The sequence below is a fragment of the Microbacterium aureliae genome (assembly GCF_054780155.1).
Map to the genome: position 1 here is coordinate 1,059,062 of NZ_BAAGWW010000002.1, position 26,527 is coordinate 1,085,588.

The window sequence follows — 26,527 nt, forward strand, 5'->3', positions numbered from 1 at the left end:
CGCTCGCGCCGACTTCTGCCCACTCGACCTGAAGGACCGTTCCCCGTATGCGCCTGTTCGTCCAGATCCCGTGCCTCAACGAGGAGCAGACCCTGCCGTCGGTCCTCGCCACGATCCCCAAAGAGATCCCCGGGATCGACGAGATCCACATCCTCGTCGTCGATGACGGATCGACCGACGACACCGTCGAGATCGCCCGCTCGCTCGGCGTCGAGCACTTCGTCTTCCACACGCGCAACATGGGTCTGGCCCGATCGTTCCGGGACGGTGTCGACTATGCGATGCAGCATGGCGCGGACATCGTCGTGAACACCGACGGCGACAACCAGTATCCGCAGGAGCGCATCGCGGACCTCGTGCAGCCCATCGTGGCCGGCGAGGCGGACATCGTGATCGGCGACCGCCAGACCAAGACGATCGAGCACTTCTCGCCGTTCAAGAAGCTGATGCAGGGCATCGGCTCCCACGTCGTCAACTTCGCCGCCGAGACCGACCTCCCCGACGCCGCCAGCGGCTTCCGCGCCTACTCGCGCGAGAGCCTGGTGCGCCTGAACGTCGTGACCCAGTTCAGCTACTGCATGGAGACGATCATCCAGGCGGGGAACAAGCGCCTGCGGATCGCGAGCATGCCGATCAAGACCAACCCGAAGACGCGGGAGTCCCGGCTGTTCAAGAACATCTTCCAGCACATGGGGCGCTCCGGTCAGGCGATCATGCGCAGCTACGTGATGTTCAAGCCGCACGTGGTCTTCCTCTCGCTGGCTGTGCTGTTCTTCGTCGGTGCGGCGATCCCGTTCGTCCGGTTCCTGGTGCTCACGTGGATCGGCGCCGCCGGGGACCACATCCAGTCGCTCATCCTGGGAAGCGCCCTGCTCGTGGGCGCGCTGCTGAGCTTCGCGCTCCTGGTGATATCGGACATGCTCCGCACCAACCGCACGCTCATGGAGGACGCCCTCGAGCGCATCAAGCTCCTGCAGTACGCCCCCGAGCGGACGCTCGACCCCAACCGCGTGGGCGTCGCCGACGCGACGCACCACCCCTCCATGCCGGTGGCCATGCCCCGGCACCTCTCGACCCGTGACTCCGGCCCGCAGATTGGACCCCAATGAACACCGACCTCCTCGTCGTCGGCTCCGGCTTCTTCGGCCTGACCATCGCCGAACGGGCCGCCGCGGCCGGTCGCAAGGTGACGGTCATCGACCGTCGGTCCCACCTCGGCGGGAACGCGTACAGCGAGAACGAGCCGCAGACCGGGATCGAGGTGCACCGATACGGGGCGCATCTCTTCCACACATCCAACCCGACCGTGTGGGAGTACGTGAACCGGTTCACGACGTTCACCGACTACGTCCACCGCGTCTACACCAACCACAAGGGCGTGGTCTATCCGCTGCCGATCAACCTCGGCACGATCAATCAGTTCTTCCAGGCCGCCTACACCCCCGATGAGGCGAAGGCCCTCGTCCTGGAGCAGGCCGGAGAGTTCGACGCCAAGAGCGCGGCCAACCTCGAAGAGAAGGGCATCGCGCTCATCGGGCGCCCGCTGTACGAGGCCTTCATCCGTGACTACACCGCCAAGCAGTGGCAGACCGACCCGCGGGAGCTGCCCGCCGAGGTCATCAGCCGCCTGCCGGTGCGCTACACCTACGACAACCGGTACTTCAACGACACGTGGGAGGGGCTTCCCACCGACGGCTACACGGCCTGGCTCGAGCGGATGGCCGATCACCCGAACATCGAGGTCCGGCTCGACACCGACTACTTCGACACCGCGCAGCCGCTCAACAAGCAGGCCACGGTCGGACAGCTGCCGGTCGTCTACACCGGTCCCGTCGACCGCTACTTCGACTACACCGAGGGCGCCCTGAGCTGGCGCACGCTGGACTTCGAGGAGGAGGTCCTCGACGTCGGCGACTTCCAGGGCACGTCGGTGATGAACTACGCCGACGCATCGGTGCCGTACACGCGGATCCACGAGTTCAAGCACTTCCACCCGGAGCGGGCGGAGTCCTACCCCGCCGACCGCACGGTGATCATGCGGGAGTACTCCCGGTTCGCCGGCCGCGCTGACGAGCCCTACTACCCGGTGAACACGCCGGAGGACCGTGCCGGTCTGCTGACCTACCGCGAGCTGGCGAAGGGCGAGAAGGACGTGCACTTCGGCGGGCGTCTCGGAACCTACCAGTACCTCGACATGCACATGGCGATCGGGGCGGCGCTGTCGATGTGGAACAACCACCTGGCCTGAGGGCCGGGGGAAGACTCTCCGTGACGACTGTCCTCGTCGGCGCCGCGGGCTCGCCGCGTCGCTATCTGCACTCGCTGTGGCTCCTGTCGGCGAGAGACCTGCGCGTGCGCTACGCCACGAGCACCCTGGGGTATCTGTGGTCGGTGCTCGATCCCCTGGTGATGAGCCTCATCTACTGGTTCGTCTTCACCCAGGTCTTCGGTCGCGGCGTGGGCGAGGAGCCGTACATCGTCTTCCTCATCACGGCGCTGCTGCCGTGGGTGTGGTTCAACGCATCCGTCACGGACTTCACCAAGGCCTTCAACAAGGACGCGCGACTCGTGCGCTCGACGGCCATTCCCCGGTCGATCTGGGTCAACCGGATCGTGCTGAGCAAGGGCATCGAGTTCCTGCTGTCCCTGCCGGTGCTCGCACTCTTCGCGGTCTTCGGCGGGGCGAGCGTGACGTGGGGCGTGCTGTGGATCCCCGTCGCCGTCCTCCTGCAGACCATGCTGCTGGTGGGCCTCGGCCTGATCGTCTCACCGCTGTGCGTGCTGTGGGGCGACCTCGAGCGCACCACGCGCCTCATCCTCCGCGCCCTGTTCTACGCGTCGCCGATCATCTACGGGGTGGCGGACCTGCCGGGCGTCTTCGCCCAGCTCGCCGCCCTGAACCCGCTGGCGGGGATCTTCACCCTCTACCGTGTCGGCTTCTTCCCCGATCAGTGGGACACGCTGAGCGTGGTCTCGGCGGCCCTCCTGTCCGTGCTGATCCTGGGGGCGGGGCTCGCGGTCTTCCGGCGGCTCGAACGACCCGTGCTGAAGGAGCTGTGATGTCCGGCGACGTCGCCATCCGCGTGGAGGGCCTCGGCATCCGGTTCCGCCGCAACAGACGCGGCCGCCGGTCCTTCAAGGACCTCTTCGCCGGGCCCTCCCGTCGTTCCCGGCCCGATGAGTTCTGGGCGCTCCGCGAGGTCAGCTTCCAGGTCCGCGCCGGCGAGGCCATCGGCGTCGTGGGGCGCAACGGCCAGGGCAAGTCCACGCTGCTCAAGCTCGTCGCCGGCGTCCTCCTGCCGGATGAGGGCCGTGTGGTGGTGGCGGGCGGCGTCGCCCCCCTCATCGAGATCACCGGGGGATTCGTCGGCGACCTGACCGTTCGCGAGAACGTGCGTCTGACCGCGGGGCTGCACGGGATGCCGCGTGCGGAGGTCGCGCGGCGCTACGACTCCATCATCGACTTCGCGGAACTGGCCGACTTCCAGCACACTCCCTACAAGCACCTGTCCAACGGCATGAAGGTCCGCCTGGCCTTCTCAGTGGTGTCGCAGCTGGACGAGCCGATCCTGCTCGTGGACGAGGTGCTGGCGGTGGGCGACAAGGCCTTCCGCGAGAAGTGCTACCGCCGCATCGACGAGATGCTGGCCGAGGGAAGGACGCTCTTCTTCGTCAGCCACAACGAGCGCGATCTGCGCCGCTTCTGCACCCGCGGGCTCTATCTCGACCGTCACCGCCTGACGATGGACGGCCCGATCGCCGACGTCCTGGACCGCTACAACGCCGACAGCGAGGGGGTGGCCGGCTCGTGACCCGCGCATCCACCGCTCCGGCGCGGAGCCGTCGGCCCGCGTCGCACTGGTTCGAGGACGGACCGCGCTTCCGGCCCGAGATCCAGGCGCTCCGCACGGTCGCCGTGCTCGCGGTGGTCGCCTTCCACCTCGCGCCGGGGCTGATCCCGGGCGGCTACGTCGGGGTGGACGTCTTCTTCGTCATATCGGGCTTCCTCATCACCTCGCACCTGCTGCGCGATTCCGCCCGCACGGGCAGGCCCGTCCTGACGACCTTCTGGATGCGCCGCGTCCGCCGCCTGATCCCCGCGGCGTTCGTCGTGCTGCTGGTGACGGCGGTCACGACGCTGGTGGCCGTGCCGAGCGTGCTGTGGCGGCAGTTCCTCTCAGAGATCGTCGCCAGCGCGGTGTACGTCCAGAACTGGCTGCTGGCGTCGAACTCCGTCGACTACTTCGCCGAGGACCAGGGCGCCTCGCCCGTCCAGCACTACTGGTCGCTGTCGGTCGAGGAGCAGTTCTACCTCGTGTGGCCGGTGCTGCTCACCGTGGCCGTCCTGATCGCTCGCACGCGCACGGCGCGCGCGCAGCGTCTCGCGGTCGTGGCGACGATCTCGGCCGTCCTCGCGGGCTCGTTCGCGTACTCCGTCCTGGTCCGGGCCGAGGCCTACGGCTACTTCTCCACGTTCACGCACGCGTGGGAGTTCGCCGCCGGGGCGCTGCTCGGCGTGTTCGCGGCGCCCGTCGCGCGTCGCGCAGCCGCCAACCCCCGGCTCGCGGCCGTCGTCGCGTGGGCCGGGTACGGCCTCATCGCGTGGTCCATCTTCGCGTTCTCGGGAGCCACCCCGTTCCCCGGCTACGCCGCCGTCGTGCCGGTGGCCGGAGCCCTCGCCGTGATCTCGGCCGGGCACGCCCCGGGCAGGCGGGGACCGGACTGGCTGGTGGCGCGCCGCCCGGTGCAGTGGGTCGGCGACGTCTCGTACTCGCTCTACCTGTGGCACTGGCCACCGATCGTCCTCATCCCGCTCATGACCGGGGCGCCGCTGACGATGCTCCAGAAGTTCGGCATCCTCGTCGGCTCTTTCGTCCTGGCTTGGCTGACGAAGACCTACGTCGAGGACCGGTTCCGCGGCTCGCACGATCTCGACGTCCGCGCGAAGGTGCGCACGGCCGCGGCGCTCGGTGCCGCCACCGCCGTGATCGTCGCCGTCGGACTCACGCCGATCGCCGTTCTCGACCGTGAGCTGCAGCAGGCGCGGGCGACAGTGGCCGAGCTCAAGGACTCGGGCTGCTTCGGAGCCGCGGCGATGCTCGACGCCGACTGCGGCGGCGCACATCAGGTCACCCCCGTCCTGGGTGCGGACTTCGCCCGGCAGGACACTCCGGTGAAGTGGGCGGGAGTGCCCTACCAGGACTGCGACGAGGTGGACGGCGTCCCGCAGTGCGTGTGGGGGCCCCGCGACGCGGACACCACGATCGCCCTCGTCGGGGACTCGCACGTGGAGCACTACCTGCCGGCTGTGGCAGCACTCGCCGAGGACCGCGGCTGGCAGGTGAAGCTGATGTGGTATGCGGGATGCCGGGCGGCGCTGCCCACGTACGACGATGTCGTCGCCGGTTTCGGGGACGAGCTGCGCATCGAGCAGGACCCCGCCTGCCGGGAGTGGAAGGAGCGCGTCCCCGGCGTGGCGGCCGCGGATCCCGAGGTCGACCTCATCGTCACCGCAAGCGGCTCGCGTCCCATGACGGACGTGATCTCCGAGCGCGCGGACCTGCAGAAGGTGGCGGACGGTTTCCGCGGGATGTGGACTGCGCTGGCCTCTGAGGGCACGCCTGTCGTGGTCCTGCGGGACGGTCCGATCGCGCCCGAGAGCGTCCCGGACTGCATCGCGGCCGAACGGGGATCGGACGACCCGTGCGCCCTCCCCCGGAGCGAGGCGCTGCCGCTGGACCCCATCGACCTCGCGCTGGAGCGCGCGCTGCCGCGGGGCGTCCGCGCGGTGGACCTCAACGCGGCGCAGTGCGACGACGGCACCTGCCATTTCGTCGTCGGGGGAGTCATCACCCACTACGACCGCAGTCATTACTCGGCGACGTTCTCCGAGACGATGGCGCCCGCTCTCGGCCGCGAGCTCGACCGGGCACTGGGGAAGTGACATGAGATTCACGGTGCCGGCCATCCGTGGCCTCGGGCGTCGGGACCAGGGCGATCCGCTCTACCTGATCTCGACCGCCGGTCACCCGAACTACGGCGACGAGTTGATCACCCGCGCCTGGCTCGACTACCTCGCCGTGCGGCACCCGCACCGCGAGGTGTGGCTGGACTGCCCGCATCCCGGCAGAGCCTCGCACCTGTTCGCCGACACCCATCCCCGGCTCCGCGTCACGAACACGCTGTGGGAGCTCGCGCTGTCGAGCCCCATGCACGACCCGCTCGCCGACACCGAGCGCATCACCCGGCTCGTGGTGGAGCTCGGATCCCCGCGCTTCGATCCCGGCCTGCTGGCGCTGCGGCGGATGGCCTCGGTCCACCTGCTGGGCGGCGGATACCTCAACGCCCTCTGGCAGGACAACCTCGGTCTCGTCGGGGCGCTCGTGGCGCTCCGCGCGGCATTCGGCATCCGCCTGTTCGCCACCGGGCAGGGGCTGATGCCGCTGACCGAGCAGCAGGCGCCGTGGCTGGCGTCGCGGTTCGCCCGATTCGACCACGCGGAGTTCCGCGATGAGCCCAGCGCCCGCCTCGCGGGGGCGGACGTCGGCCTCGACGACGCCTTCCTGGCGCTGGCCCTGGACCGGCCCGTGTTCGACGCGCGGCCGAGCCCGGATCGGATGGTCCTGGTGCAGGGCGATCTGCGGGCGTGGGACGACGACGACGTGCGGCGCACCATCCGCTCCTTCTCGGGCACTGCGCGCGAGGTGGGGATGGTCGAGGCGATCCCCCCGGACGACGTCCGGTACCTCGGCGCGACGGGATCGGCGGAGCGGGTGTATCCGTTCGGGCACATCTGGTCGGACGGGCTGCCGGCCCGCTCCGGGCAGCGCTGGCTGACCAGCCGTTTCCACTTCCACCTGCTCGCCGCGGCGGCCGGCGCGTCCGGCCTGATCGTCCAGGGCGAGGCGGGCTACTACGACGTCAAGCACTCGTCGCTGCTTGCACTCGGGACCGGGTGGTCCGTTCTCACCGCCGGCGACAAGCCGGACGCCGCCGATGCGACGATCGAGGCGGGCTTCCCCGCCCACGCCCGCGAGCTGGCGCGTCGGAAGCTCGCGCTGGCCGATTCGCTCTACCCCGCGCGATGACCGCGACGTCGGTGGCCGCGGACGCCGGCGCCCCGCCGGCCTCCGGGCGACCGAGCACTGTGGCGGCGCCACGGACAGCCCGGATCGCCGAGATCGACGGTCTGCGGGCGGTCGCGCTGACCCTGGTCGTGGTGTTCCACCTCTTCGGGCAGGGGAGGGTGTCCGGCGGCGTCGACGTCTTCCTCTTCGTCTCGGGAGTCGTCCTGGCGCTGTCGCTGGGGTCCGCGATCCGTGCGGGCGAGCAGGGCAGGCTCGTGGCCCGGTGGTCACGGGTCTTCGGCCGGCTGGCGCCGCCCGCCGCCGTCGTGCTGGGCGCGACCCTGGTCATGACCTTCGTGCTGCTGCCGCCCTGGACCCGATCGCAGACCGTCGCCGAGATCATCTCGGCGGCGCTGTACCTCGAGAACTGGCAGCTCATCGGCTCGCAGCTCGCGTACGGCGCCGCGGGTCCGCTGACGAGTCCCGTGCAGCATTTCTGGTCGCTGTCGATCCAGGGGCAGTTCTTCCTCATCCTGCCGGCGGTCGTCGCGCTGGTGTGCGCGATGCCGGGCGTGAGGCACCGCCCGACTGTCGCGCTGTGGGCTGCCGCCGCCCTCGGGACCATCGCCTCGTTCGCCTACGCCGTGGTGCGCAATGCCGAGGGCGCCGCCGCGGCCTACTTCGACACTCTTGCCCGTGCGTGGGAGGTCGGTGCCGGCCTGCTCGTCGGCGGGATCATCGGTCTCGGTGCGGCGAAGCGGATGCCGGTGCCGGCGGTGTCGGGCTGGTTCGGGCTCGTGCTCATCCTCGCCAGCGGATTCGTGCTCGACGGGGCGGCGGCCTATCCCGGTGCCGCCGCGCTCGTGCCCGTCGGGGGCGCGGCCCTGGTGGTCCTCTCGGTCTCGGCGCGGGGAGACTCGAGCGCAGCGCGGGTGCTGCGCTCGCGAGCCCTCGCGGGACTGACCAAGATCTCGTACTCGCTGTACCTGTGGCACTGGCCCGTCCTCATCGGGTACCTCGCGCTTCGCGGGCGGGTCGACGGCCGGCTCGGTCCGGCCGGAGGCGTGCTGGTGCTGGCCTTGTCCGTCGCTCTGGCGGCGCTCACGTGGTGGGTCCTGGAACGTCCCCTGTCGGCCCGGACCGCCGCGCGCGGCCGGGCGCGCGGCCTCGCGCCGGCCCTGGCGGCGATCGCCGTCGTCCCGATCGTGGCGGCAGGGGTGCAGTGGTCCGCCCACGCCCTGCGCCCGACCGTGGAGGCCGGAGGCTGTCACGGGGCCGCAGCCGCCGATCCCGATCGCCCGGAGTGCGCCGATGCCTGGGATGCGACGTCGTCCCTCCTGCCCGCGGTCGAGTCGCTCGCATCGGACGACGCCAACCGCCCCGAATGCTGGGCGGGGCTGGGCTCCGAGGACTTCGCGATGTGCCGCGTCGGCCCCGAGAGCGGCTACACCAAGCACCTGCTCGCCGTGGGCGACTCGCACAGCAACGCCCTCATCGGCGCCTACGAGCAGATCGCCCGGGCCCACGGCTGGCGGATCGACATCGCCGGGCGGGCGGGGTGCCACTGGACGGACCTGCCGCGCGAACAGCCCAACCGCGCGCTGACCCGGCGGTGCGCGGACTGGAACGAGGACGTCGACCGGTTCGTCGCGCAGACTCCGCTCGACGCCATCCTGGTGACGAACTCGAGCAAGGCCGAGTACGTCGTCCCGCCCGGTGAATCCCTGCGCGACGCGCGGGCCGCGGGGCACGCCTCGGCGTGGGCGGCGCGCTCCGACCCGGCGACCCCCGTCATCGCCATCCGCGACAATCCTCTCTTCGGCGGCGACGCCCTCACGTGCGTCCTCGACCGGAGCGCCGTGACCGCGGGTGCCTGCTCCCTGCCGCGCGCAGATGCGCTCCGCGACGACGGGCTGGCCGACGCGGTCGAGCGGGATGCCTACGCCCACCTGGTCGACCTGAACGGCTACATGTGCGACACGGACCGCTGCCACATGGTGGTGGGCGGCGTGATCACCACGCGGGACGGCGCGCACCTGACGGCGACTTACGCGCGAACCCTGGCGCCGTACCTGGATCGCGAGATCGCGGCGGTCGTCGGCGGCTGAACTGGCGGGGCCGACAGGTGACGGTTGGTAGACTCGCCCGGTGCTGTCGCCCCTCGATTCCCGCTGGCCCGTCGCCCGTTCGGCGCCGCGCCGAGCGAGGGGAGCGCTCGCCGCATGAGTGACGACGCATCGGCCGTCGCGCCGTCGCGCCGTCGCCGCTGGCTGCGACGCGCCGTGCCCATCCTCTTCTACGCGCTGCTGCTGGCGTTCCTCGCCGTGGCGGTCCTGAGCATCGACTGGACTGCGCTGCGGGGCCTGACCCTGTCGTGGTGGCCGCTGATCGCGGCCACCGTGCTGAGCCTGCTCTTCCGCTATCTCGGGGTGTTCATCTGGCTGCGTCTGCTGCACCGCCTCGGCGGTACCGGGCTCCGCGGCCACTACATCGAGCTCACGTACATCTACGCGAAGTCCTGGCTCGGCCGCTACATCCCCGGGGCGGCGACGTGGATCCTGGGCAAGGTCTACTTCGCCGGAAGACATGGGGTGCCGCGCTCCAAGCTGGCGGTCAGCGGCGTCCTCGAAGGCGCGCTGCAGATCATGGCGACCCTCGTCGTGGGGATCGCGCTGGTCATGCTGGACTCCCGGGCGGCGGCCCTCGCGCCGTGGGTGCGATGGGCCATGGTGGCGGCGCTGGCTGCCGGGGTCATCGCCCTCGTCCCGCCGGTCTTCCACCGTCTGCTGGCGCTCGCCTTCCGCGTGCTCCGCCGCGGACAGCCGGATCCCAGCCTGTTCCCCGGGTGGGCCGCCATGCTCGAAGCGACGGCGATGTACGTCGGCGGAGCGCTGATCACGGGCACCAGCTACTACCTGGTCGCGGTGTCGGTCTATCCGCAGCTGCCGCTCACCGACGCGCTGTTCGTCATCGGCGCCGCCAGCCTCTCATCCGCCGTCAGCATGCTCGCCGTCTTCGCCCCCGGCGGCCTCGGCGTGCGCGAGGGGACGCTCGGGCTCCTTCTCGCCGTGGTCATGCCGGGTGCCGTCGCGCTCGTCCTGGTCATCGTGCTCCGCCTGTGGAGCATCGTGGTGGACCTGGTCTTCTTCGCGCTCGCCTGGGCCTCGCGCGGGCGCCGCAGGCCCGCCGCGATCGGAGCCGATCCCGCATGAATCGACCCGCTGCCGCCCGCCGCCATGTCCTCGTGGTGGCCTCGACCTTCCCGTCGGGCCCTCGGGACACCGTTCCGCGCTTCGTCCACGATCAGGTGGTCGCGCTGGCCGAGGCCCGCCCCGACTGGCGCTTCACGGTCCTGGCGCCGCACGACGCGCGAAGCGGCACAGCCGACCGGACGGTGCACGAGCGCTTCACCGAGCTCCGGTTCCACTACCTGCGGCCTCGTCGCTGGCAGTCGCTGGCCGGCCACGGCATCATGCCCGCCATCCGCCGGAATCCGCTCCAGCTGCTCGCCGTCCCGGCGCTGCTGTGGGGCGAATACCGTGCCGTCCGCCGCGTCGTCGCGCGCGACCGCCCCGACATCGTCTACGCCCACTGGTTCACGCCGCAGGCGGTCTGCGTGGCACCGGTCGCACGTCGCGCCGACATCCCCTTCGTCTTCACCACCCACGCCTCGGACGTGGCGGTGTGGGGCCGGTTCGGCGCCGCCGGGCGCGCCGTCGTCTCTCGCGTGTCCGCCTCGGCGCGCCGCTTCACCGCGGTGAGCGAGACGTCGCTGCAGCGCATGCGCCCCTTCTTCGACGAGGGCGCGTGGCGCGGGATCCGCGAGCGCTCGCGCGTCATCCCGATGGGCGTCGACGTCGCCTTCGCCGGTCCGGTGGAGGATGCGGGGTCCGAACCGCGTCCGGCGCGCACCGTGCTGTTCATGGGACGGCTGGCAGAGAAGAAGGGCGTTTCGCTGCTCTTGCGCGCCTTCGCCGACGTCGGGGACACGGTCCCCGACGCCCGGCTCATCGTCGCCGGCGACGGTCCGCTGCGTCCGCAGCTGGAGGCGCAGACCCGGGAGCTCGGGCTCGCGGACCGCGTCGCCTTCGTGGGGTATCAGTCGGGGCCCGACAAGGACCTGCTGTACCGGCAGGCGGACGTCTGCGTTCTGCCGTCGATCGTGACCGGTGACGGCGACGCCGAGGGCCTGCCCGTGTCGCTGCTCGAAGCCCTCGCCTACGGCGTGCCCACCATCGCCTCCGACGCCAGCAACGCCGGCGAGGTGGTCACCTCCGGGGTCGACGGCGTGATCACGCCGGCAGGCGACGTGCCGGCCCTCGCCCGCGACCTCGCCGACGTGCTCTCGTGGCACCCCGAGCGCCTGCGCGCCGTCGCGGACGCCGCGCGCGCCACCGCGGCCCGGTTCGACTGGCCTCGGATCGCGGAGGAGACCGCCGAGTTCCTGCTGGACCCCTTCCTGGGCGACCGCCCCGCCCCCGCCGCCGATTAGGAGCCCGACCTCATGCGTGTCCTCATCCTCAACAGCGACTCGCCGAAGAACCGCGGCGACCGCGCCATCCTCGCCGGTCTGATCGAGGTCGTCCGCCGCCGGTGGCCCGACGCCGACATCCACGCGCTCTCGCAGTTCGACGAGCGCGACGAGCGCTGGTTCGGGATCCGGTTCCTGCCGCAGTCGCCCTACAGCATCCGGCCGCTGGACTATCTGCGGCTGTTGCGTCACGCGCGCACGGCGGACGTCGTGCTGTGGGGCGGCGGCGAGATCCTGAAGGACTACACCAACCGCCTCGGGCTGCTGTACTGGGCTCTGAAGATCACCGGCGTCTCGCTCGTGAACCGCAACGTGTTCGGGGCGTTCCAGGGGATCGGGCCGACCTCGGCGCCCAGCAGCCGTCGGGCCATCGCGTACACCGTGGGCCGCACCCGCGGCTTCGTCGTGCGCGACGAGGAGTCCGCCGACAAGCTCCGCGCCTGGGGGGTCCGCATCCCGGTCACGGCGTCGTTCGACCCCGCGATCCTCGCGCCCGTCGCGCCCTGGTCCGATGACCTCGCCGGCCGGCTGCAGACGTCGCTGGACGTCGACGGGGCGTTCCTGGACGACGTCGTGGGGATGGGCGTGCGGCGCTGGTTCCACTACCGCAAGGGGGGCTGGCTGCCGTTCGCGCTGCGCGGCGAGAGCTCCGACACAGCGGACTTCGAGACGTATCGCGACAACCTGGTGAGGCTCGCCGACCGCATCACGGCGGAGTCGAGCGCGAATCTGCTGTTCTTCCCCATGCACATGGCCGCCTCAGAGGGCGACGATGCGCTCGCGCACGACATCATCTCGCGGATGAAGGAGCCCCACCGCGCCCGGGTCCTCGACGACGACCGCTTCTCGCCCGCCGAGCTCTCGGCCGTGATCCAGCGGTGCGACTACTTCGTCGCCTCGCGGCTGCACTCGGCGATCCTCGCCGCGTGCGCGCGCGTGCCGGCGCTGGTGCTGTACTACGTCGACAAGGGCCGGCTGTTCTACGAGCAGCTGGGCCTGCCCGAGCTCTCCCGTCCGATCGAGCGGATGCTGGAGCCCGACGCCGTCGACGAGGTCATGGGGCTCACGGCGCACCTCGCCGCCCACCGCGACGAGGTGATCGCGACGGTCGACACTCGGGTGGGCGAGATGGGCGACCGGCTCGTGGCCGACGCCCGCAGCGGGTGGCCCGGCGTCTGAGCCTGGGCGGTGCGGCGGTCTTCGCGGGCGGCGATCAGCCCAGCGCGGGCATGGGCGACCATGACCGGTCGCGCGAGATCGCGCGCCCGTCCCGCAGCCCGCGGAACAGGTGCGACGTGCCGCGCACCGTCCGCTCGACGAAGACCAGGCGGATGAGCTCCTTGCCGAAGGTCAGGGCGGTGCCGAGTCCGAAGAGCACCGGGCTGTAGACCCCGAGCGACCGATAGTACTGCTTGATGATCGCGCGGTTGCGCATGATGTAGTACCGGTAGGCGTTGCTCGAGGCGTTCATGTGGCGCACGCCCATGTCCCACTGCTTGATCTCGCGGGTGCGGCGCAGGACGAACTCGTCGACGATCACCGATGCGGTCTTGCGCGAGGCGAGCCAGCCGTACAGCTGGTCGTCCCAGTAGATGAAGAACCGCGGATCGGGCAGGCCGATCTGCCGGACGATGTCGCGGTGGATGAACATGCCCTCGAAGCAGCCGGAGTTCATGGGCTTGAAGCCGGACTCGTCGAACCCCGCGGGGGCGAACGGGATGGGGATGCCCATCCTTTCGGCGATCCGGTACTGCCAGTAGAACTCGCTGCCGTCGTAGTCGTAGCGCCGGCCCTGGATGCTCTGGAACCGGGGGGCCCAGCGGCCCATCTTCGCCAGGCCGTCGGGGATGACCTCGACGTCGTCGTCCATGAGCCAGATCCACTCCGAACCCAGCTCGTACGCCACGCGCATGCCTTCGCTGAATCCCCCCGACCCGCCGGTGTTCGTCTCGAGCCTGCGGTACACCAGCGTGGCGCCCAGCCGGTCGCGGAAGGACTCCACGACCGCGGTGGTGTCGTCGGTCGAGGCGTTGTCGACGATGACGACGTGCCCGGGCTGGGGCTGCATCCTCACCAGGCTCTCGAGCAGCCGCGTGAGCAGGTACGAGCGGTTGAAGGTGACGATCGCGATCGTCGCGGAGGCGGGATCGAACGTCGCTCCGGGCGTGGGCTCCGCCATCGTCAGCGGTCGCCCTCGCCGAAGATGCGAGCCCACGAGCCCGGCGACGTCATCTCGCCGAGGTGCGCGCGGTACTGCTTGGCCAGCTTCGGCCAGCGGCGCTGCAGCTGCCAGTGCAGGATCACCGTCTCGACGATCGCGCGGCGGAAGAACGCGCGGTCGCGGACGTAGATGTTCTTGCCGGAGCCGTCCGCCGCGCTCACCAGAGCGCTGTCGTGCAGCGGCAGGCGCCACCAGTTCGCGTCGCCTTTGCCGAACTCCACCTCGGGGGTCGCGACGTTCTCGGGCTTCGGGGTGTGCAGCCAGTGCGAGATCAGGGTGGTGGCGGTGAACCACCGCAGCGCGATGCCGGTGGGGCTGTCGAAGACGTTGCGCTTGAGCCGGCGGAAGGTCTGGCGGCCCTTGGTCGCGCGGAGGATCTTGTCGACGTCCTTGTGCACGACCGTCTCGGGGAACTCCTTCGCCAGCGCCCGGGCCGCGGGCATCGCGGTGGCGATGTTCTGGGCCATGTGCTGCGGGCCGCGCAGCACATCGCGGAGCGCCCGGTTGCGAAGCGCCACGGGGTAGTACTGCATCATCAGCAGGTGCTTGATGTCGATGCGACGGCTGTGGCGGATGAGCGTGCCGCCTCGCTTCTGCGTCGAGTGCAGGAGCGCCGCGACGAGCCGGTTGCGTCCGTGGAAGTAGGCCTGCCAGTCGATGGCGTCGTCCTTGCCCAGCCACGAGACGTGCCAGAGGGCGACGCCCGGCATCGACACGGTGGGATAGCCCGCCTTGCCCGCGCGGACGCAGAACTCCGCGTCGTCCCACTTGATGAAGGCCGGCAGGGCCAGACCCACCTCGCGGATGACCTGCTTCGGGATGAGGCACATCCACCAGCCGTTGTAGTCGGCATCCATGCGCATGTGAAGGATGCCGGTCTGGCGCAGGTTCGTCTCGCCGAAGTAGTGCGGCATCTTCTCCTGGAAGAGGTTTCGCCACATGAACGGCTTGTCGTCGACGACCTCGGCCCACGCGTGCAGCTTCGGGCGGTCGAGCAGATCGAACATGTGGCCGCCCACGAGCGTCGGCTCGGTGGTGAAGCGCCCGAAGACCACCGAGCGGCGCAGCGACTCGGGCTCGATGATGACGTCGTCGTCGAGGAGCTGGACGAAGTCGCTGTCGGGTCGCTCCAGGGTCTCGTACATCGCCCGCGCGAACCCGCCCGAACCGCCGAGGTTCGGCTGGGTGATGATGCGCAGCGTCTCGCCGAGCGATTCGGCCACCGCCGGGTACTCGGACTCGGCGTCCACGCGCTCGGTGCCCTGGTCGACGACGAAGATCCTGTCGATCAGCTCGACGACGTCGGGGTTGGCCGCGATGCTCTGCAGCGTCGCGATGCAGTAGTCGGGCTTGTTGTACGTCGTGATGCCGATGGACGCCTTGCCGGTGCGGGCGGGCTCCTCTTCGGTCGTCCATTCGGCGCCCTCGAAGATCGCGACCTCGTCGTCCGAGACGATGTCGAACCATATCCACCCGCCGTCGCTGTACTGGGTGAGGGTCAGGTCGAACGTGGTCGAGGCCTGGCCCGAGACCTCTTCGGTCGCCAGTCGCTGCGGCGTCCCGCCGCCGTTGGACCGGTAGACGAGGATCGTCGCGCGTCCCTTGGTGCGAACGGTGAGCTGGATGTTGCGCACCGAGGTCCAGTGCTGCCAGTACGACGCGGGGAAGGCGTTGAAGTAGGAGCCGAACGACACCCGCCGGCCCGCCTGGATGCGCGCGCGCTGCCGCCCGAGGACGTTGCCGATGTGCGCCCGGTTGGACACCCGGACGTGCTCCTCGTCGATGATCGACCAGGTCTCGGGGTCGACGTAGAGGGGCAGCAGGTCGGGGTCTCGTTCCTGGGGGAGGACGACTTTCTGCAGGACGTGAGGCAAGACAGCTCCGGGGTTCGGCGGAAGGGGCCGGGCGCGACCAAGAGTGCATCCTAGCGCGCCCGCATGAGCGCACCCCGGGTGGGCTCAGCCCAGCGTGGTGCCCTCGGGCCGGCGGTCCAGCCGCTCCCGCCACGCCCGGGAGGACTGCCCGGCTCGCACGGCGCACAGCACCAGCATCATCCAGCCGATGCCCGCCAGCGTGAAGCTCTCGAAGAAGGAGTCCACCAGCAGCGCGATGAGCACGAGCGGCGTCCAGGCGTAGATCACGCTCTGCCGTTCGCTGGCATCCAGCCACGACCGTACGAGGGCGACTCCCGCGAACGCGCCGAAGGCCAGCAGGCCGAACCAGCCCACCTGCAGAAGGACGTCGAAGTACGCGTTGAGCCCGGTGGCGTGGGTGGTGTCCAGGCGGAAGTTGATGACGTTGAAGGGCAGCTCGTCCGAGACCCACGGGCCGTACCAGCCCCAGCCCTGCACCGGTCGCGCGCGGACGAAGTCGACCATCGCGTTCCACAGGTCCACGCGGAGCGAGAAGTCCTGGCCGGCGTTGATGAAGGCGATGATCGGATGCCGCGCCACGTACCCCACGAGGATCGTCACCGTCACCGCCACCGCGAGGACCCACTGCAGGGCGGGGCGCCGCGCGGCCGAGGCGTGGCGCACGAGCGCGAGCGCACCGGTCGCCGCACCGACGGCGACGGCGAGGACGAGGACGGTGGGAGAGTCGCTCAGCGCCGCGAGGATGCCGGCGAGGCCGACCGACGCGACCGAGGTGCCCAGGCGCACCGACTGCGTCCGGTACTCGATGAGGAATGTAATGAGAGCGATGACGGCGACGAAGCCCAGCAGGTTGCGCGTGCCGAAGATCCCCTGGATCGGTCCGAGGTCGGCGATCGCGCCCTGGACCCCCAGAAAGCGCAGCGGGGTGTCCAGCAGAACCCCGGACAGGATCTCGACGCCGAGCGAGATCCCCAGGATCACGCGCAGCACGTCGCCGACCGCCCGGGCGGTCTGGAGGGTGTCCCGGACGTGGCCGATGACCACGGCGAGCAGGGCAACCCCGGCCGTGGACGCCCAGCTGCCCAGGGACAGTCCACGATCGGTGCTCCAGAACGTGCTCGCGAGCGTCCACCCCAGGAAGATGACGAGCGTGGTGGGCAGCAGCCGGATGAGCGAGATCTCCTCGCGTCGCGCGACGAGGACGCCGATACCCAGGCCGCACAGGGCGACGATGATCGTCACGTACGTCACGTGGCTGGTCAGCCGCTCGATCGCATAGGCGCCGAAGACCGCGCCGAGGACGGCACTGGTGTAGGCGCGGGCGAAGGCCGCCGAGGCCAGCACTCCGCCGAGCCAGGCCGAGAGGCGGTGATCTGCGGGGCTGCTCACGACGGCGGGCCGGCGGGCTCGCCGCGCTCGATGGCCGCGCTGTGCTCGGCCGGCCCCACCCCGATGTGCGGGGACTGCTTGATCTTGCCGCCGAGCATCACCACCAGCATCCACCCCCACAGCAGCAGCGGAGTGGACTCCGCGAGGCTCTGGACGAGGAGGATGGCGCCCACGAGCGTCGGCAGGAGCGTCAGCGGCGAGTACGGACGGTCGGCGCGCAGGTCCCAGCGCGGGCGGTCCACGGCGAAGAACCACGAGCGCCACACGTAGGCGGCGAAGGTGAGCGTCACCAGGACGACCCCCACCACTCCCAGCTGCAGGTAGACGTCGACCCACACGCTGTGGGCCTGCATGACCGTCTCGCCGTGATCGATGATCCACCCGTCGAACTGGGGCACCCACGGCAGCCACGGCGTGCTGAATCCCCAGCCTGCCACGGGGCGCTCGCCGGCGCGCTCGAGCACGGCGCGCCAGATGTCCTCCCGGCCGGTGAGATCGGCGCTGCGCCCGACGGCGCGGAAGATCGCCTCGCGCCCGAACCACAGCGCCGCCGCGCCGCCGAGGGCGACGACGGCGTAGCCGATGTAGTAGCGGGTGCGCGCGCCCGGGCGACGGGCGGTGCGCATGAGAAGCACGGTGATCAGCACCACCGCGACGCCGGCCGCGGCCAGGAACGCCGTCGCCGATGCGGCCCGCACGAACAGGAAGGCCGCCAGTGCGATCCAGCCGATCAGCAGCGAGCGGCGGGGAACCCGCGCGGCGAACCGGATCGCGAAGACGATGATCGCCAGCAGCGCCACCGGCGCCAGCAGGTTGGCGTTGCCCATGATGCCCTGGATCCGACCGCCGTCGAAGAGGTTCGCGCGGGACCAGTAGAGGATCGGGTCCACCGGCTCGTCGCGGGGGACGAACCCGGGCAGGACCGGCACCCCGACCACGAGGGCGACCCACAGCTCGAACAGCAGCGACAGGGCCATCGTCCACTTCAGGGCCGACGCGATCGCGCGGATGAGCTCGCGCCACGTCAGCACGGCGCCGACGAAGAGTGCCTGCAGGGTGGTCACGTACAGCAGGGCCAGCGTCACCGCCGTCGCCGCGGGCCACGCGGACCACAGCACCGACGCCGTCGCCCACGCGACGTAGCCGAGGGCGATCCACGGCAGGCGCTGCCAGTGCACCGGGGGGCGGACGAGACTCCACAGCACGAGGGACACCGCGCCGCCGCCGAGGCCGACGATCGCGCCGCCGATCTCGCCGAAGGCGAGCACCCAACCGACGCCGGCGAATCCCGTGAACAGGACGAAGATGCACCAGCCGCGCAGCAGCAGATGCCCCGTCTTCTCGCGCACCGGCGGAGTCGGCGGCGCGGACGCCGGATGCGTGGTGTGGACGGCCATCGTCACACAGGCTACTCCGCGCGCGGGGCGGCCGAGCCTCGCGACCGGATGCCGGGCGCCGGGGGCGCCCGGACCGTTACGTACCCGCGACACGCCGACGGCGAGTCGTGAAGGTTCAACAGGGAGTTGAGGTTTTAGTATCCGCGACTTGACCGCGCGGAACTACATGGGTGTAATTATCGGTACACGCGGACCGGCGTGGCGGGGGGAAGAAACAGGGGGAGGACGATATGGCGGGCTCACAATACCGTTCAGGCGTTCCCGACAATTGGTTCGTCGATCCAGTCCAGCTGGGGGTGCCGGGGTTACGGCGTCCCGCAGAGGGCGAGGACGACAATCCGCTTTCGTGGCAGACCGACGCGCTGTGCGCGCAGACCGACCCCGAGGCGTTCTTCCCCGAGAAGGGCGGCTCGACCCGTGATGCCAAGCGCATCTGCGGCACGTGCGACGTCCGGGGCGAGTGCCTCGAGTACGCGCTGCAGAACGACGAGCGCTTCGGGATCTGGGGCGGCCTGAGCGAGCGCGAGCGACGCAAGCTCAAGCGGCGCGCCGGCTGAGCGGTCCGGTCGGCGGATCCCGCGCCTCCGGCGCGTGCGGACTGCATCGCCGATCGCGCGGCTTAGGCTGACCGAGTCATGCCCGCCCGAGTACACGCCATCCTCGTCGTGCGCCCCGACGGTCGCACACCCGCCGCCTTCCACCTGCGGCGGACCCTGGCGGCGCTCGCCGCGCAGAGTCGCCCGGTCGACCACCTGACGATCGTCGTGTGCGGCGACGACCCCGGGGTCGCCGACGTCGTCGCCGCCGCGCCGGCCTCGGTGGTGACCGCCCCGGCGGCCACCACGTACGCGGCGGCGACGACGATGGTCGACCTGCATCCGGATGCCGATGCGGTGTGGCTGCTCGCGCAGGACACCGCGCCCGAGCCCGAGGCCCTCGGCCATCTCGCCGGCGCCCTGGAGCTCGCGCCGTCGGTCGCCTTCGTCGCGCCCAAGCTCGTGCGGTGGGACGACCGCACGGTGATCGTCTCGCTGGGCGTCTCCATCAACCGGTTCGGCCGCACCGTGGGGCTCGCCGACGGCGAGTTCGATCAGGGCCAGCACGACGGCCGCGACGACGTGATGGGGGCGGACGTGCGCGGCATCCTCGTCCGCGCCGACGCCTGGCGCACGCTCGGCGGCCTCGACGCGGGGCTCTCGGGCGCCGACGAGGGACTGGACCTCGGCATCCGGGCGCGGCTGGCGGGCGCGCGCGTGATCCTCGCCCCCGCGGCCCTCGTCGCCGTCTCGGGCGATGGTGTGGCGGGGATGCCCTCCCCGCTGTACCCGGCGCGCCGGCGCCGCCTGGCCTACGCCTCCCGCGTCGCGCGCCTGCACCGCCGGATGGCGTACGCCCCCGCCGCCGCCGTGCCGCTGCTGTGGCTCGCGATACTTCCGGCCGCAGCGGGACGCACGATCCTGCACCTCGTGCGCAAGCATCCGTCGCTCATCCTGCCCGAGTGGGGGGCGGCGGCCGTCGCCGCGGTCCGCATCCTCGCCGTCGCGCGGGCGCGCACCCGCATCGCCGCCACCCGCCGTGTGTCGTGGTCGCAGCTGGCAGGGCTCCGCGTCTCGCGCGCCGAGGAGCGCGAGCACGCCGAGGACGAGGCGGACGACTCCGCCGGCCGGCATCACCGCGGGGAGCTCCGCTTCTTCTCGGGAGGGGGTGCGTGGCTGGTGCTGGCGGCGCTCGTCGCCTCGGCATCCTTCTTCACGGCGCTCCTGGCGTGGCCGGTGATCGGCGGGGGTGCGCTGCTGCCGCTGCGCGCCACGGTCGGCCAGCTGTGGGCCGACGCGGCCTACGGCCAGCGTGCGCTGGGACTGGACAGCGCAGGTCCCGCCGACCCCTTCGCCGCGGTGATCGCCGTCCTCGGCAGCCTGACGGCCTGGCGGCCGTCGCTGTCGCTGGTGGTGCTGTGGGTGCTCGCCCTGCCGCTGGCCGCCCTGGGCGGCTGGTTCGCCGCGACGCGCGTGACCGATCGGTCCCTGCTGCGCTCCGCCGGCGGGGTGGTGTGGGCCCTTGCCCCCACCTTCCTCGTCGCGCTGGTGGACGGGCGCCCGGCGGGCGTGCTGGTCCACCTGCTGCTGCCGTGGCTGCTGTACTCGGGGTCCGTGGCCCACCGGTCGTGGTCGGGCGCGGGGACCGCCTCGCTCCTGCTCGTGGCCGTGCTCGCGTGCGCGCCGTCCCTCACCCCCGCGCTCATCGTGCTGTGGTTCACCGCGGTCGTCATCGCGATCATCACGCGCGGCGGCCGAGGGGTGAGCCGGCTGGTGTGGCTGCTGGTGCCCGCCGCCGTCATCGCGGTGCCGCTGGTGTGGAACGCGGTGGCCCGCGGCGCGCCCTGGAGCCTGCTGGCCGACCCCGGCCTGCCCTGGGCCGGTCCGCAGGTGGCCGCCGACGCCGCCGGGCGCGCGCTGCTGACCTCCGGCATCCCGACGCCCGACCTCGCGGGGTGGCAGACGCTGCTGCCCGGCGTCCCGCTGTGGTGGGTGCCGCTGCTGGCCGCGCCGCTGGCCGTGCTGGCGGTCATCGCCCCCGTGACCCAGCGATGGGCCGCCGGCATCGTGCTGCTCGTGGTGGCTGCCGCGGGCATCGCCACCGCCACCCTCGCGGTGGGGGTCAGCGTGGCCGCCGCGCAGTCGCAGGCCGTCGCGCTCTGGCCCGGCGCCGGCCTCAGCCTGGCGTGGCTCGGAGCCCTCGGCGGCGCCCTCGTCGCACTGGATGCCGGCCTCGCCCCGAGGCTCGAGCCCGTTCGCGCGCTGGTCGCGGTCGTGGTGTGCCTGGGTGTGGCCGCCCTGGCCGTCCCCTCGCTCACGTCGATGATCCGCGGCACCGCGGTCCTCACCAACGGGCCTGCCAGCACCCTGCCCGCCTACGTGGCTGCCGAGGGGCGTGACGACCCCGACCTCGGGACGATCGTCCTCACTCCCCAGAACTCCGGCGGCGTCGCCGCCCAGGTGGTGTGGGGCGCCGGCGAGACGCTCGGCGCGCAGTCCACGATCGTCGCCACGCGCACCGAGGTCGGCCCCGCCGACGTCCGGCTCGCCGAGCTCGCCGCCGACCTGCTGACGCCCGCCGCCGAGGACGTCGTGGCGGGACTGGCCGACGCCGGCGTCGGCTTCGTCCTGCTGGCACCCGCGGCGGCGCCCGAGTCCGACGCCGCGCGGACGATGCGGATCACCGCGGTCAACGCGCTCGACCAGCGGGACCGGCTGGACGCCGTCGGCGAGACCGACAAGGGCACGCTGTGGCGCGTGGACGGCGACCTCTCGCCGCGGGCGGACGCCGGTGCGGGGACGGCGGATCTCGCGACGCTGATCGCCGCCTCGCAGGTGGCGGTCATCGCCATCGCGCTGCTGCTCGCGCTGCCGACCGCCGCCTCGCGGCGGGCGGCCCGGCGCAAGCCCCGCATCGTGGGTCCGCACTGGAGGGAGGTCCGATGAGCGACGCACGCCGGTTCCGCTGGGCCCCCACGAGCACGCGCATGGTCGCGGGCACGCTGGTGTCGACCGCGGCCGTCGTCGCCGCCGTGACGGCGGTGTCGGTGCCCTGGCCGACCCTGACCCGCGAGCCGGTGCGGATCGCCGCGGTGCCCGCCCCCTCGGCATCCGTGCTCTCGTGCGCGGGCGGGCTGCTCGTCCTCGGCCGGGACGTGGAGGACGCCGCGAGCATCGCCGGCGCCACGTCGCAGAGCGTCACCTTCGGCGGCGAGCCGGGCGCTCCCGAAGCCGAATGGTCGCGACTGGCGCCGCCCGCGCCCGGTGTCGACGAGGGGGCGCAGGTGTTCGTCGCGGCCCCCGACGGCCGCTCGCGCACCGACATCGCCGCGGCGGGCTCGGCCACGATCCGCGACGAGGACATCGCGGGCTTCGCGGCGTCGGCGTGCCGCCCCCCGCTGCTGGAATCCTGGCTCGTCGGCGGCGCCGCCACCACGGGCGCCGCCGACCTGGTGATCCTCGGCAATCCCGGCACCGTGCCGGCGACGGTGGACCTCACCGTCTTCGGCGCCGAGGGGCCGGCCGTCCCCGCGGGCGGGGCAGGCCTCGTGCTCCCCCCGGGCACCCAGCGGGTGCTTCCGCTGTCGGGCCTCGCCCTGGGTGCCGAGAGCCCGGTCGTCCGCGTCACGGCCACGGGCGCGCCGGTGCAGGCCTCGCTGCAGGCCTCGATCACCCGGGTGCTCGAACCGGGCGGAGCCGATCAGGTCGGCCCCGTCGTCGAGCCCGAGGCCGTCCAGATCATGGAGGGGGTACGCGTGACCGCCTCCCCGGTGCGGGGTCAGGACGCCACGAGCCTCGTGCGCATCCTTTCGCCGTCACGGGACGCCACCGCGACAGTGACCGCGACCAAGGTGGGCGGCTCCGCGTCGGCCCTCACGATCGGGAACGTGCCGCTGACGGCGGGCGTCCCCACCGAGGTGAGCCTCGAGGGGCTCGCCGAGGGGCTCTACACGGTGCGTGTGGATGCCGATGCCCCGGTCGTCGCCGGGGCCCGGCAGGCTACGGGCTTCGACGCCGGCGACGACTTCGCCTGGTACGCGCCCGCGCCGGCGGTGGAGGCCCCGAGCCTGTTCGCCGTGCCGGCCGGCGCGGCGGCCACCCTCGTCGTGGGCAACGCCGGGGCGGAGCCCGTCGTGGCCGAGCTCACCGTCGCAGGCGGCGACGACCCGCAGCGGATCACCGTCGCCCCGGGGACGTCGGCCGCCGTGCCGCTGCGGGCGCAGACCGTCTACCGGCTGGACCCGGGGGAGGGGTCGGTGCGCGCCGGGATCTCGATGGCGGGGGACGGCGCGCTCGCCGGATACCCCCTCTGGTCTGCGGATGCCGCGGCCCGCCCGATCGTCGTCTATCCCTGACCGGGGCGCCCACCGGCCTCAGAAGAAGCGGAACCGTTCGGGGCCGAGGTCCCACGGGTCGCGGTCGAGGTATTCCGCCGCCGCGCGGAAGACGCTGCTCTCCACCATCATGCGGCGGTGCAGCTCGTCGTCGCGATGCGGATGGCCCAGGCGCTCGATCGGCAGCCGGTAGAGGATGATGCGCTTCGCCTCGGACTGGACCGACCATCGGGGGATGCCGTCCTCGTCGGCCCGCGACGGCATGTCGGCGATCTCGAAGCTCACGTCGCGCAGTTCCGGCCATGCCGAGCGCAGGAACTCCGCGGCCGTGCCCACGGCCAGGTCGAACCGGTCCACGCGCGTCTCCAGCGGCGGCAGCGGGGGCCGGACCACAGGGCTGCGCCCCTGCCGGCCGTGACGGCCGTGGCGGGACGGCCGGGCGGGCGTCCGCTCCGCCGAGGAGCTTCTCGTCCGTCGCCACGCCATGCCGCCATCCTATGCGGCCGACCGGCGCGGCTTCCGCCCGGTGCCGCACCGCGCGGGTAGCGTGAGCGGCGATGCGCGAAAGACTCTGCTCCAAGGTCGGGTGCGCCCGCGAGGCGGTGTCGACCCTGACCTACGACTACGGCGACCAGATGGCCGCCCTCGGCCCCCTCGGCCAGGCCGCCGACCCGCACGCGCACGACCTGTGCGCGATCCACACCGACCGCCTGTCGGTTCCCCGCGGGTGGGTCGTCGTGCGTCACGAGACGCTCCGCGCCTGAGAGCGCGGTGAGCGCCCCCATCCCGGGGGATGGGACAATGGCGGGATGACCATCGACACGCCCGCCCGTCCGCGCACGCTCGAGTTCGAGGTCGCCGACCTCGGCCTCGCCGCCGTCGGCCGCCACCAGATCCGCCTCGCCGAGAACGAGATGCCGGGCCTCATGGCGCTGCGCGAGGAGTTCGGGCCGTCCCAGCCGCTGAAGGGCGCCCGCATCGCCGGGTCGCTGCACATGACGGTGCAGACCGCCGTCCTCATCGAGACGCTCACCGCGCTCGGAGCCCAGGTCCGCTGGGCCAGCTGCAACATCTTCTCGACCCAGGACGAGGCCGCCGCCGCTGTCGTCGTCGGACCCCACGGCACCGCCGACCAGCCGGCAGGCGTGCCCGTCTTCGCCTGGAAGGGCGAGACCCTCGAGGAGTACTGGCGCCTGGCCGACCGCATCTTCGACTGGTCCGCCGAGGGCTTCGACGGTCCGAACCTCATCCTCGACGACGGCGGCGACGCCACGCTCCTGGTGCACAAGGGCGTGGAGTTCGAGCGTGACGGCGCCGTCCCCGAGCCCCGTTCCGAGGACTCGGCGGAGTACCGCATCGTCCTCGAGACGCTCCGGGCCAGCCTCGCCGCCGACCCGCAGCGGTTCACCCGCATGGCCGCCGGGCTGATCGGCGTCACCGAGGAGACCACCACCGGCGTCCACCGGCTGTACGAGCTCGCGGCATCCGGTCGTCTGCTCTTCCCGGCCATCAACGTCAACGACTCGGTCACGAAGTCGAAGTTCGACAACATCTACGGCATCCGTCACTCGCTGCCCGACGGCATCAACCGCGCCACCGACGTCCTGATGGGCGGGAAGGTCGCGTTCGTCGCCGGGTACGGCGACGTCGGCAAGGGCGCCGCCGAGGCGCTGCGCGGTCAGGGCGCCCGCGTGATCGTGGGAGAGATCGACCCGATCTGCGCCCTCCAGGCCGCCATGGACGGCTTCCAGGTCGCCGCTCTCGAGTCCGTCGTGGGCGACGTCGACATCGTCATCACCGGCACCGGCAACACGCGGGTCGTCACGGCGGAGCACCTGCTCGGGCTCAAGCACCTCGCGATCGTCGGCAATGTCGGCCACTTCGACGACGAGATCGACATGGCGGGCCTGGCGGCCATCCCCGGCGCCGAGCGCATCGAGATCAAGCCGCAGGTCCACGAGTGGCGCCTGCCCACCGGCCGCAGCGTGCTGGTGCTCAGCGAGGGCCGCCTGATGAATCTCGGCAACGCCACCGGCCACCCCTCGTTCGTCATGAGCGCGTCGTTCTCGAACCAGGTGCTCGCCCAGCTTGAGCTGTTCACGCGGCCCGAGGAGTACCCGACCGGCGTCTACACGCTGCCGAAGACCCTCGACGAGAAGGTCGCCCGTCTGCACCTTCCCGCCCTCGGGGTCGAGCTGACGACCCTCAGCGACGAGCAGGCGGCGTACCTGGGCGTCCCGGTCGACGGTCCCTACAAGCTGGACCACTACCGGTACTGAGCCATCCGGCGGGATGCCGGGACCTCAACCCGCCGAGGCGCCCGGGCCCGCCCTGCCCAGCAGTGCGCCGACGCGCGCCTGCTGCAGCTGAAGGGCGCGCAGCTCGCGGTCGCGACGGACGGCGACGACCGCGCGGACGAGCGTCTCGGGGTCCGCGGCCGGAATCGGCGAGACGAACGCCGCCGCCTCGCGGCCGAGGGCTGCCGCCAGGCGCGCACGGGCGCCCGGCTCCATGTGGGCTGCGTTCGCGGCGAACTGCGACAGGCGCCGCGCGAGCGCGTCCGGCAGGCGCGCAACGTCCGCGGTCTGCGCCCAGCCGGCGAGCTGAGGCGGGACGCCGGGCGACGCCGGGGGGAGATTCGGTGTGCGGGTGCGTTCGGAGTACGTGCCGGCGACCAGATCGCCGAGCCGCTGCGAGCGGGGGGTGAAGGCGCCCACGAGCGCGGCGACGGCGCCGAAGGTGAACCACAGCTCGAACACCCCGACGAGTGCACGGATCAGGGCGTGCCGGAACCCCGCTCCGCCGCCGTCGGTGCGCACGATCCGCCCGCCCACGGCCAGGCGGCCGAGGCTGCGGCCGCCGGTGCTGGTCTCGACCGCCGTCGGCAGGACGACGGTGACGAGCACGAGGACGACGATCGTGAGGATCGGGACGGTGCTCTCGGCGAGCAGACCGCCCTCGACCAGGCGCACCGCGACGATCGCGAAGACGATGAGCGCCGCGACGCCGATGACGATGTCGATCAGGGCGCCGAGCCCCCGCAGGAAGAACCCGAGCGGCTGGACGTCGAGGGCCACGGCTTCGCCGGTGAGCACCTCGTCCTGGTGGATCTCGACGAGGGCCCGCGCGGGGCGTGCGGGGGCGGGGCCGTCGACGGCGGGCATGGGTACAGTAAACC

The 26,527-nt window shown here is 71.9% G+C and carries 21 protein-coding genes; 15 read left to right on the forward strand and 6 right to left on the reverse strand.

Translation table 11 applies throughout. The annotated features are described in order from the left end of the window. Window positions 1-47 precede the first annotated feature (47 nt). From ACYVF4_RS10985 to ACYVF4_RS11030, 10 genes are all read left to right on the forward strand, one after another. The gene (locus tag ACYVF4_RS10985; protein ID WP_460722601.1) at window positions 48-1,109 is read left to right on the forward strand and encodes a glycosyltransferase family 2 protein; all 1,062 of its coding nucleotides are present in this window, start codon (window positions 48-50) and stop codon (window positions 1,107-1,109) included. Continuing rightward, the gene (gene glf / locus ACYVF4_RS10990) at window positions 1,106-2,248 is read left to right on the forward strand and encodes a UDP-galactopyranose mutase (protein ID WP_460722603.1); all 1,143 of its coding nucleotides are present in this window, start codon (window positions 1,106-1,108) and stop codon (window positions 2,246-2,248) included. Before ACYVF4_RS10985 ends, glf begins: the two co-directional genes overlap by 4 nt. Window positions 2,249-2,268: 20 nt before the next feature. After that, a complete protein-coding gene (locus ACYVF4_RS10995; RefSeq protein WP_460722604.1) occupies window positions 2,269-3,060 on the forward strand; it encodes an ABC transporter permease in 792 nt (263 codons plus the stop codon). Further along, a complete protein-coding gene (locus ACYVF4_RS11000; protein WP_460722605.1) occupies window positions 3,060-3,812 on the forward strand; it encodes an ABC transporter ATP-binding protein in 753 nt (250 codons plus the stop codon). Before ACYVF4_RS10995 ends, ACYVF4_RS11000 begins: the two co-directional genes overlap by 1 nt. Further along, window positions 3,809-5,944: an acyltransferase family protein gene (locus ACYVF4_RS11005; protein WP_460722607.1), complete on the forward strand. Its 2,136-nt coding sequence runs from the start codon at window positions 3,809-3,811 to the stop codon at window positions 5,942-5,944. Before ACYVF4_RS11000 ends, ACYVF4_RS11005 begins: the two co-directional genes overlap by 4 nt. A 1-nt stretch (window position 5,945) precedes the next feature. Next, window positions 5,946-7,088 carry a polysaccharide pyruvyl transferase family protein gene (locus tag ACYVF4_RS11010; protein ID WP_460722609.1) on the forward strand — a complete coding sequence of 381 codons (1,143 nt, stop codon included), beginning with the start codon at window positions 5,946-5,948 and terminating at the stop codon, window positions 7,086-7,088. Continuing rightward, window positions 7,085-9,175 carry an acyltransferase family protein gene (locus ACYVF4_RS11015; RefSeq protein ID WP_460722611.1) on the forward strand — a complete coding sequence of 697 codons (2,091 nt, stop codon included), beginning with the start codon at window positions 7,085-7,087 and terminating at the stop codon, window positions 9,173-9,175. Before ACYVF4_RS11010 ends, ACYVF4_RS11015 begins: the two co-directional genes overlap by 4 nt. A 114-nt stretch (window positions 9,176-9,289) precedes the next feature. Beyond that, complete coding sequence (locus ACYVF4_RS11020) at window positions 9,290-10,279, forward strand: lysylphosphatidylglycerol synthase domain-containing protein (RefSeq protein ID WP_460722613.1); 990 nt, start codon at window positions 9,290-9,292, stop codon at window positions 10,277-10,279. Beyond that, window positions 10,276-11,559, forward strand: a complete 1,284-nt coding sequence (locus tag ACYVF4_RS11025) for a glycosyltransferase (RefSeq protein ID WP_460722615.1) — start codon at window positions 10,276-10,278, stop codon at window positions 11,557-11,559. Before ACYVF4_RS11020 ends, ACYVF4_RS11025 begins: the two co-directional genes overlap by 4 nt. Window positions 11,560-11,571: 12 nt before the next feature. Then, complete coding sequence (locus ACYVF4_RS11030) at window positions 11,572-12,777, forward strand: polysaccharide pyruvyl transferase family protein (protein ID WP_460722616.1); 1,206 nt, start codon at window positions 11,572-11,574, stop codon at window positions 12,775-12,777. Window positions 12,778-12,811: 34 nt separating this feature from the next. On the opposite strand, the gene ACYVF4_RS11035 is transcribed toward ACYVF4_RS11030, so the two are convergent. The 4 genes from ACYVF4_RS11035 to ACYVF4_RS11050 all read right to left on the reverse strand — a co-directional run bounded on the left by ACYVF4_RS11035 (window position 12,812) and on the right by ACYVF4_RS11050 (window position 18,479). Next, window positions 12,812-13,777 carry a glycosyltransferase family 2 protein gene (locus ACYVF4_RS11035; protein WP_460722618.1) on the reverse strand — a complete coding sequence of 322 codons (966 nt, stop codon included), beginning with the start codon at window positions 13,775-13,777 and terminating at the stop codon, window positions 12,812-12,814. A 2-nt stretch (window positions 13,778-13,779) separates the two neighbouring features. Next, window positions 13,780-15,693 carry a glycosyltransferase gene (locus ACYVF4_RS11040; protein ID WP_460722620.1) on the reverse strand — a complete coding sequence of 638 codons (1,914 nt, stop codon included), beginning with the start codon at window positions 15,691-15,693 and terminating at the stop codon, window positions 13,780-13,782. Between the two features lie 84 nt (window positions 15,694-15,777). Beyond that, entirely contained in the window at window positions 15,778-17,082 is a 1,305-nt protein-coding gene (locus tag ACYVF4_RS11045) for an O-antigen ligase family protein (RefSeq protein WP_460722622.1), read from the reverse strand. Beyond that, window positions 17,079-18,479, reverse strand: coding sequence for an O-antigen ligase family protein (locus ACYVF4_RS11050; RefSeq protein WP_460722624.1), 1,401 nt, complete (start codon window positions 18,477-18,479; stop codon window positions 17,079-17,081). The genes ACYVF4_RS11045 and ACYVF4_RS11050 overlap by 4 nt, the downstream gene beginning before the upstream one ends. A 230-nt stretch (window positions 18,480-18,709) precedes the next feature. Here ACYVF4_RS11050 and ACYVF4_RS11055 point away from each other — a divergent pair, with 230 nt between their 5' ends. From ACYVF4_RS11055 to ACYVF4_RS11065, 3 genes are all read left to right on the forward strand, one after another. Continuing rightward, on the forward strand, window positions 18,710-19,036 hold the full coding sequence (locus ACYVF4_RS11055) for a WhiB family transcriptional regulator (protein WP_460722626.1): 327 nt from the start codon (window positions 18,710-18,712) through the stop codon (window positions 19,034-19,036). A gap of 78 nt (window positions 19,037-19,114) precedes the next feature. Then, window positions 19,115-21,961 (forward strand): glycosyltransferase, encoded by a 2,847-nt coding sequence (locus ACYVF4_RS11060; RefSeq protein WP_460722628.1) that lies wholly within the window; start codon window positions 19,115-19,117, stop codon window positions 21,959-21,961. After that, on the forward strand, window positions 21,958-23,370 hold the full coding sequence (locus ACYVF4_RS11065; RefSeq protein ID WP_460722630.1) for a DUF5719 family protein: 1,413 nt from the start codon (window positions 21,958-21,960) through the stop codon (window positions 23,368-23,370). The genes ACYVF4_RS11060 and ACYVF4_RS11065 overlap by 4 nt, the downstream gene beginning before the upstream one ends. A gap of 18 nt (window positions 23,371-23,388) precedes the next feature. On the opposite strand, the gene ACYVF4_RS11070 is transcribed toward ACYVF4_RS11065, so the two are convergent. Beyond that, window positions 23,389-23,706 carry a metallopeptidase family protein gene (locus tag ACYVF4_RS11070; protein WP_460722632.1) on the reverse strand — a complete coding sequence of 106 codons (318 nt, stop codon included), beginning with the start codon at window positions 23,704-23,706 and terminating at the stop codon, window positions 23,389-23,391. Window positions 23,707-23,906: 200 nt separating this feature from the next. Between ACYVF4_RS11070 and ACYVF4_RS11075 the strand changes: the two genes are divergently transcribed. Next, window positions 23,907-24,113, forward strand: coding sequence for a DUF3499 family protein (locus ACYVF4_RS11075; protein WP_460722634.1), 207 nt, complete (start codon window positions 23,907-23,909; stop codon window positions 24,111-24,113). A 45-nt stretch (window positions 24,114-24,158) separates the two neighbouring features. Continuing rightward, window positions 24,159-25,628: an adenosylhomocysteinase gene (gene ahcY, locus ACYVF4_RS11080; RefSeq protein ID WP_460722636.1), complete on the forward strand. Its 1,470-nt coding sequence runs from the start codon at window positions 24,159-24,161 to the stop codon at window positions 25,626-25,628. Window positions 25,629-25,652: 24 nt separating this feature from the next. Here ahcY and ACYVF4_RS11085 read toward each other — a convergent pair whose 3' ends face one another. After that, complete coding sequence (locus ACYVF4_RS11085; protein ID WP_460722638.1) at window positions 25,653-26,513, reverse strand: RDD family protein; 861 nt, start codon at window positions 26,511-26,513, stop codon at window positions 25,653-25,655. Window positions 26,514-26,527 lie beyond the last annotated feature (14 nt).

Bases quoted from the DNA above. Each gene is read 5' to 3' on its own strand.
- ACYVF4_RS10985 (WP_460722601.1), top strand. From the start codon at position 48: ATGCGCCTGTTCGTCCAGATCCCGTGCCTCAACGAGGAGCAGACCCTG.
- glf (WP_460722603.1), top strand. From the start codon at position 1,106: ATGAACACCGACCTCCTCGTCGTCGGCTCCGGCTTCTTCGGCCTGACC.
- ACYVF4_RS11000 (WP_460722605.1), top strand. From the start codon at position 3,060: ATGTCCGGCGACGTCGCCATCCGCGTGGAGGGCCTCGGCATCCGGTTC.
- ACYVF4_RS11010 (WP_460722609.1), top strand. From the start codon at position 5,946: ATGAGATTCACGGTGCCGGCCATCCGTGGCCTCGGGCGTCGGGACCAG.
- ACYVF4_RS11015 (WP_460722611.1), top strand. From the start codon at position 7,085: ATGACCGCGACGTCGGTGGCCGCGGACGCCGGCGCCCCGCCGGCCTCC.
- ACYVF4_RS11020 (WP_460722613.1), top strand. From the start codon at position 9,290: ATGAGTGACGACGCATCGGCCGTCGCGCCGTCGCGCCGTCGCCGCTGG.
- ACYVF4_RS11025 (WP_460722615.1), top strand. From the start codon at position 10,276: ATGAATCGACCCGCTGCCGCCCGCCGCCATGTCCTCGTGGTGGCCTCG.
- ACYVF4_RS11030 (WP_460722616.1), top strand. From the start codon at position 11,572: ATGCGTGTCCTCATCCTCAACAGCGACTCGCCGAAGAACCGCGGCGAC.
- ACYVF4_RS11035 (WP_460722618.1), bottom strand. From the start codon at position 13,777: ATGGCGGAGCCCACGCCCGGAGCGACGTTCGATCCCGCCTCCGCGACG.
- ACYVF4_RS11050 (WP_460722624.1), bottom strand. From the start codon at position 18,479: ATGGCCGTCCACACCACGCATCCGGCGTCCGCGCCGCCGACTCCGCCG.
- ACYVF4_RS11055 (WP_460722626.1), top strand. From the start codon at position 18,710: ATGGCGGGCTCACAATACCGTTCAGGCGTTCCCGACAATTGGTTCGTC.
- ACYVF4_RS11060 (WP_460722628.1), top strand. From the start codon at position 19,115: ATGCCCGCCCGAGTACACGCCATCCTCGTCGTGCGCCCCGACGGTCGC.
- ACYVF4_RS11065 (WP_460722630.1), top strand. From the start codon at position 21,958: ATGAGCGACGCACGCCGGTTCCGCTGGGCCCCCACGAGCACGCGCATG.
- ACYVF4_RS11075 (WP_460722634.1), top strand. From the start codon at position 23,907: ATGCGCGAAAGACTCTGCTCCAAGGTCGGGTGCGCCCGCGAGGCGGTG.
- ahcY (WP_460722636.1), top strand. From the start codon at position 24,159: ATGACCATCGACACGCCCGCCCGTCCGCGCACGCTCGAGTTCGAGGTC.
- ACYVF4_RS11085 (WP_460722638.1), bottom strand. From the start codon at position 26,513: ATGCCCGCCGTCGACGGCCCCGCCCCCGCACGCCCCGCGCGGGCCCTC.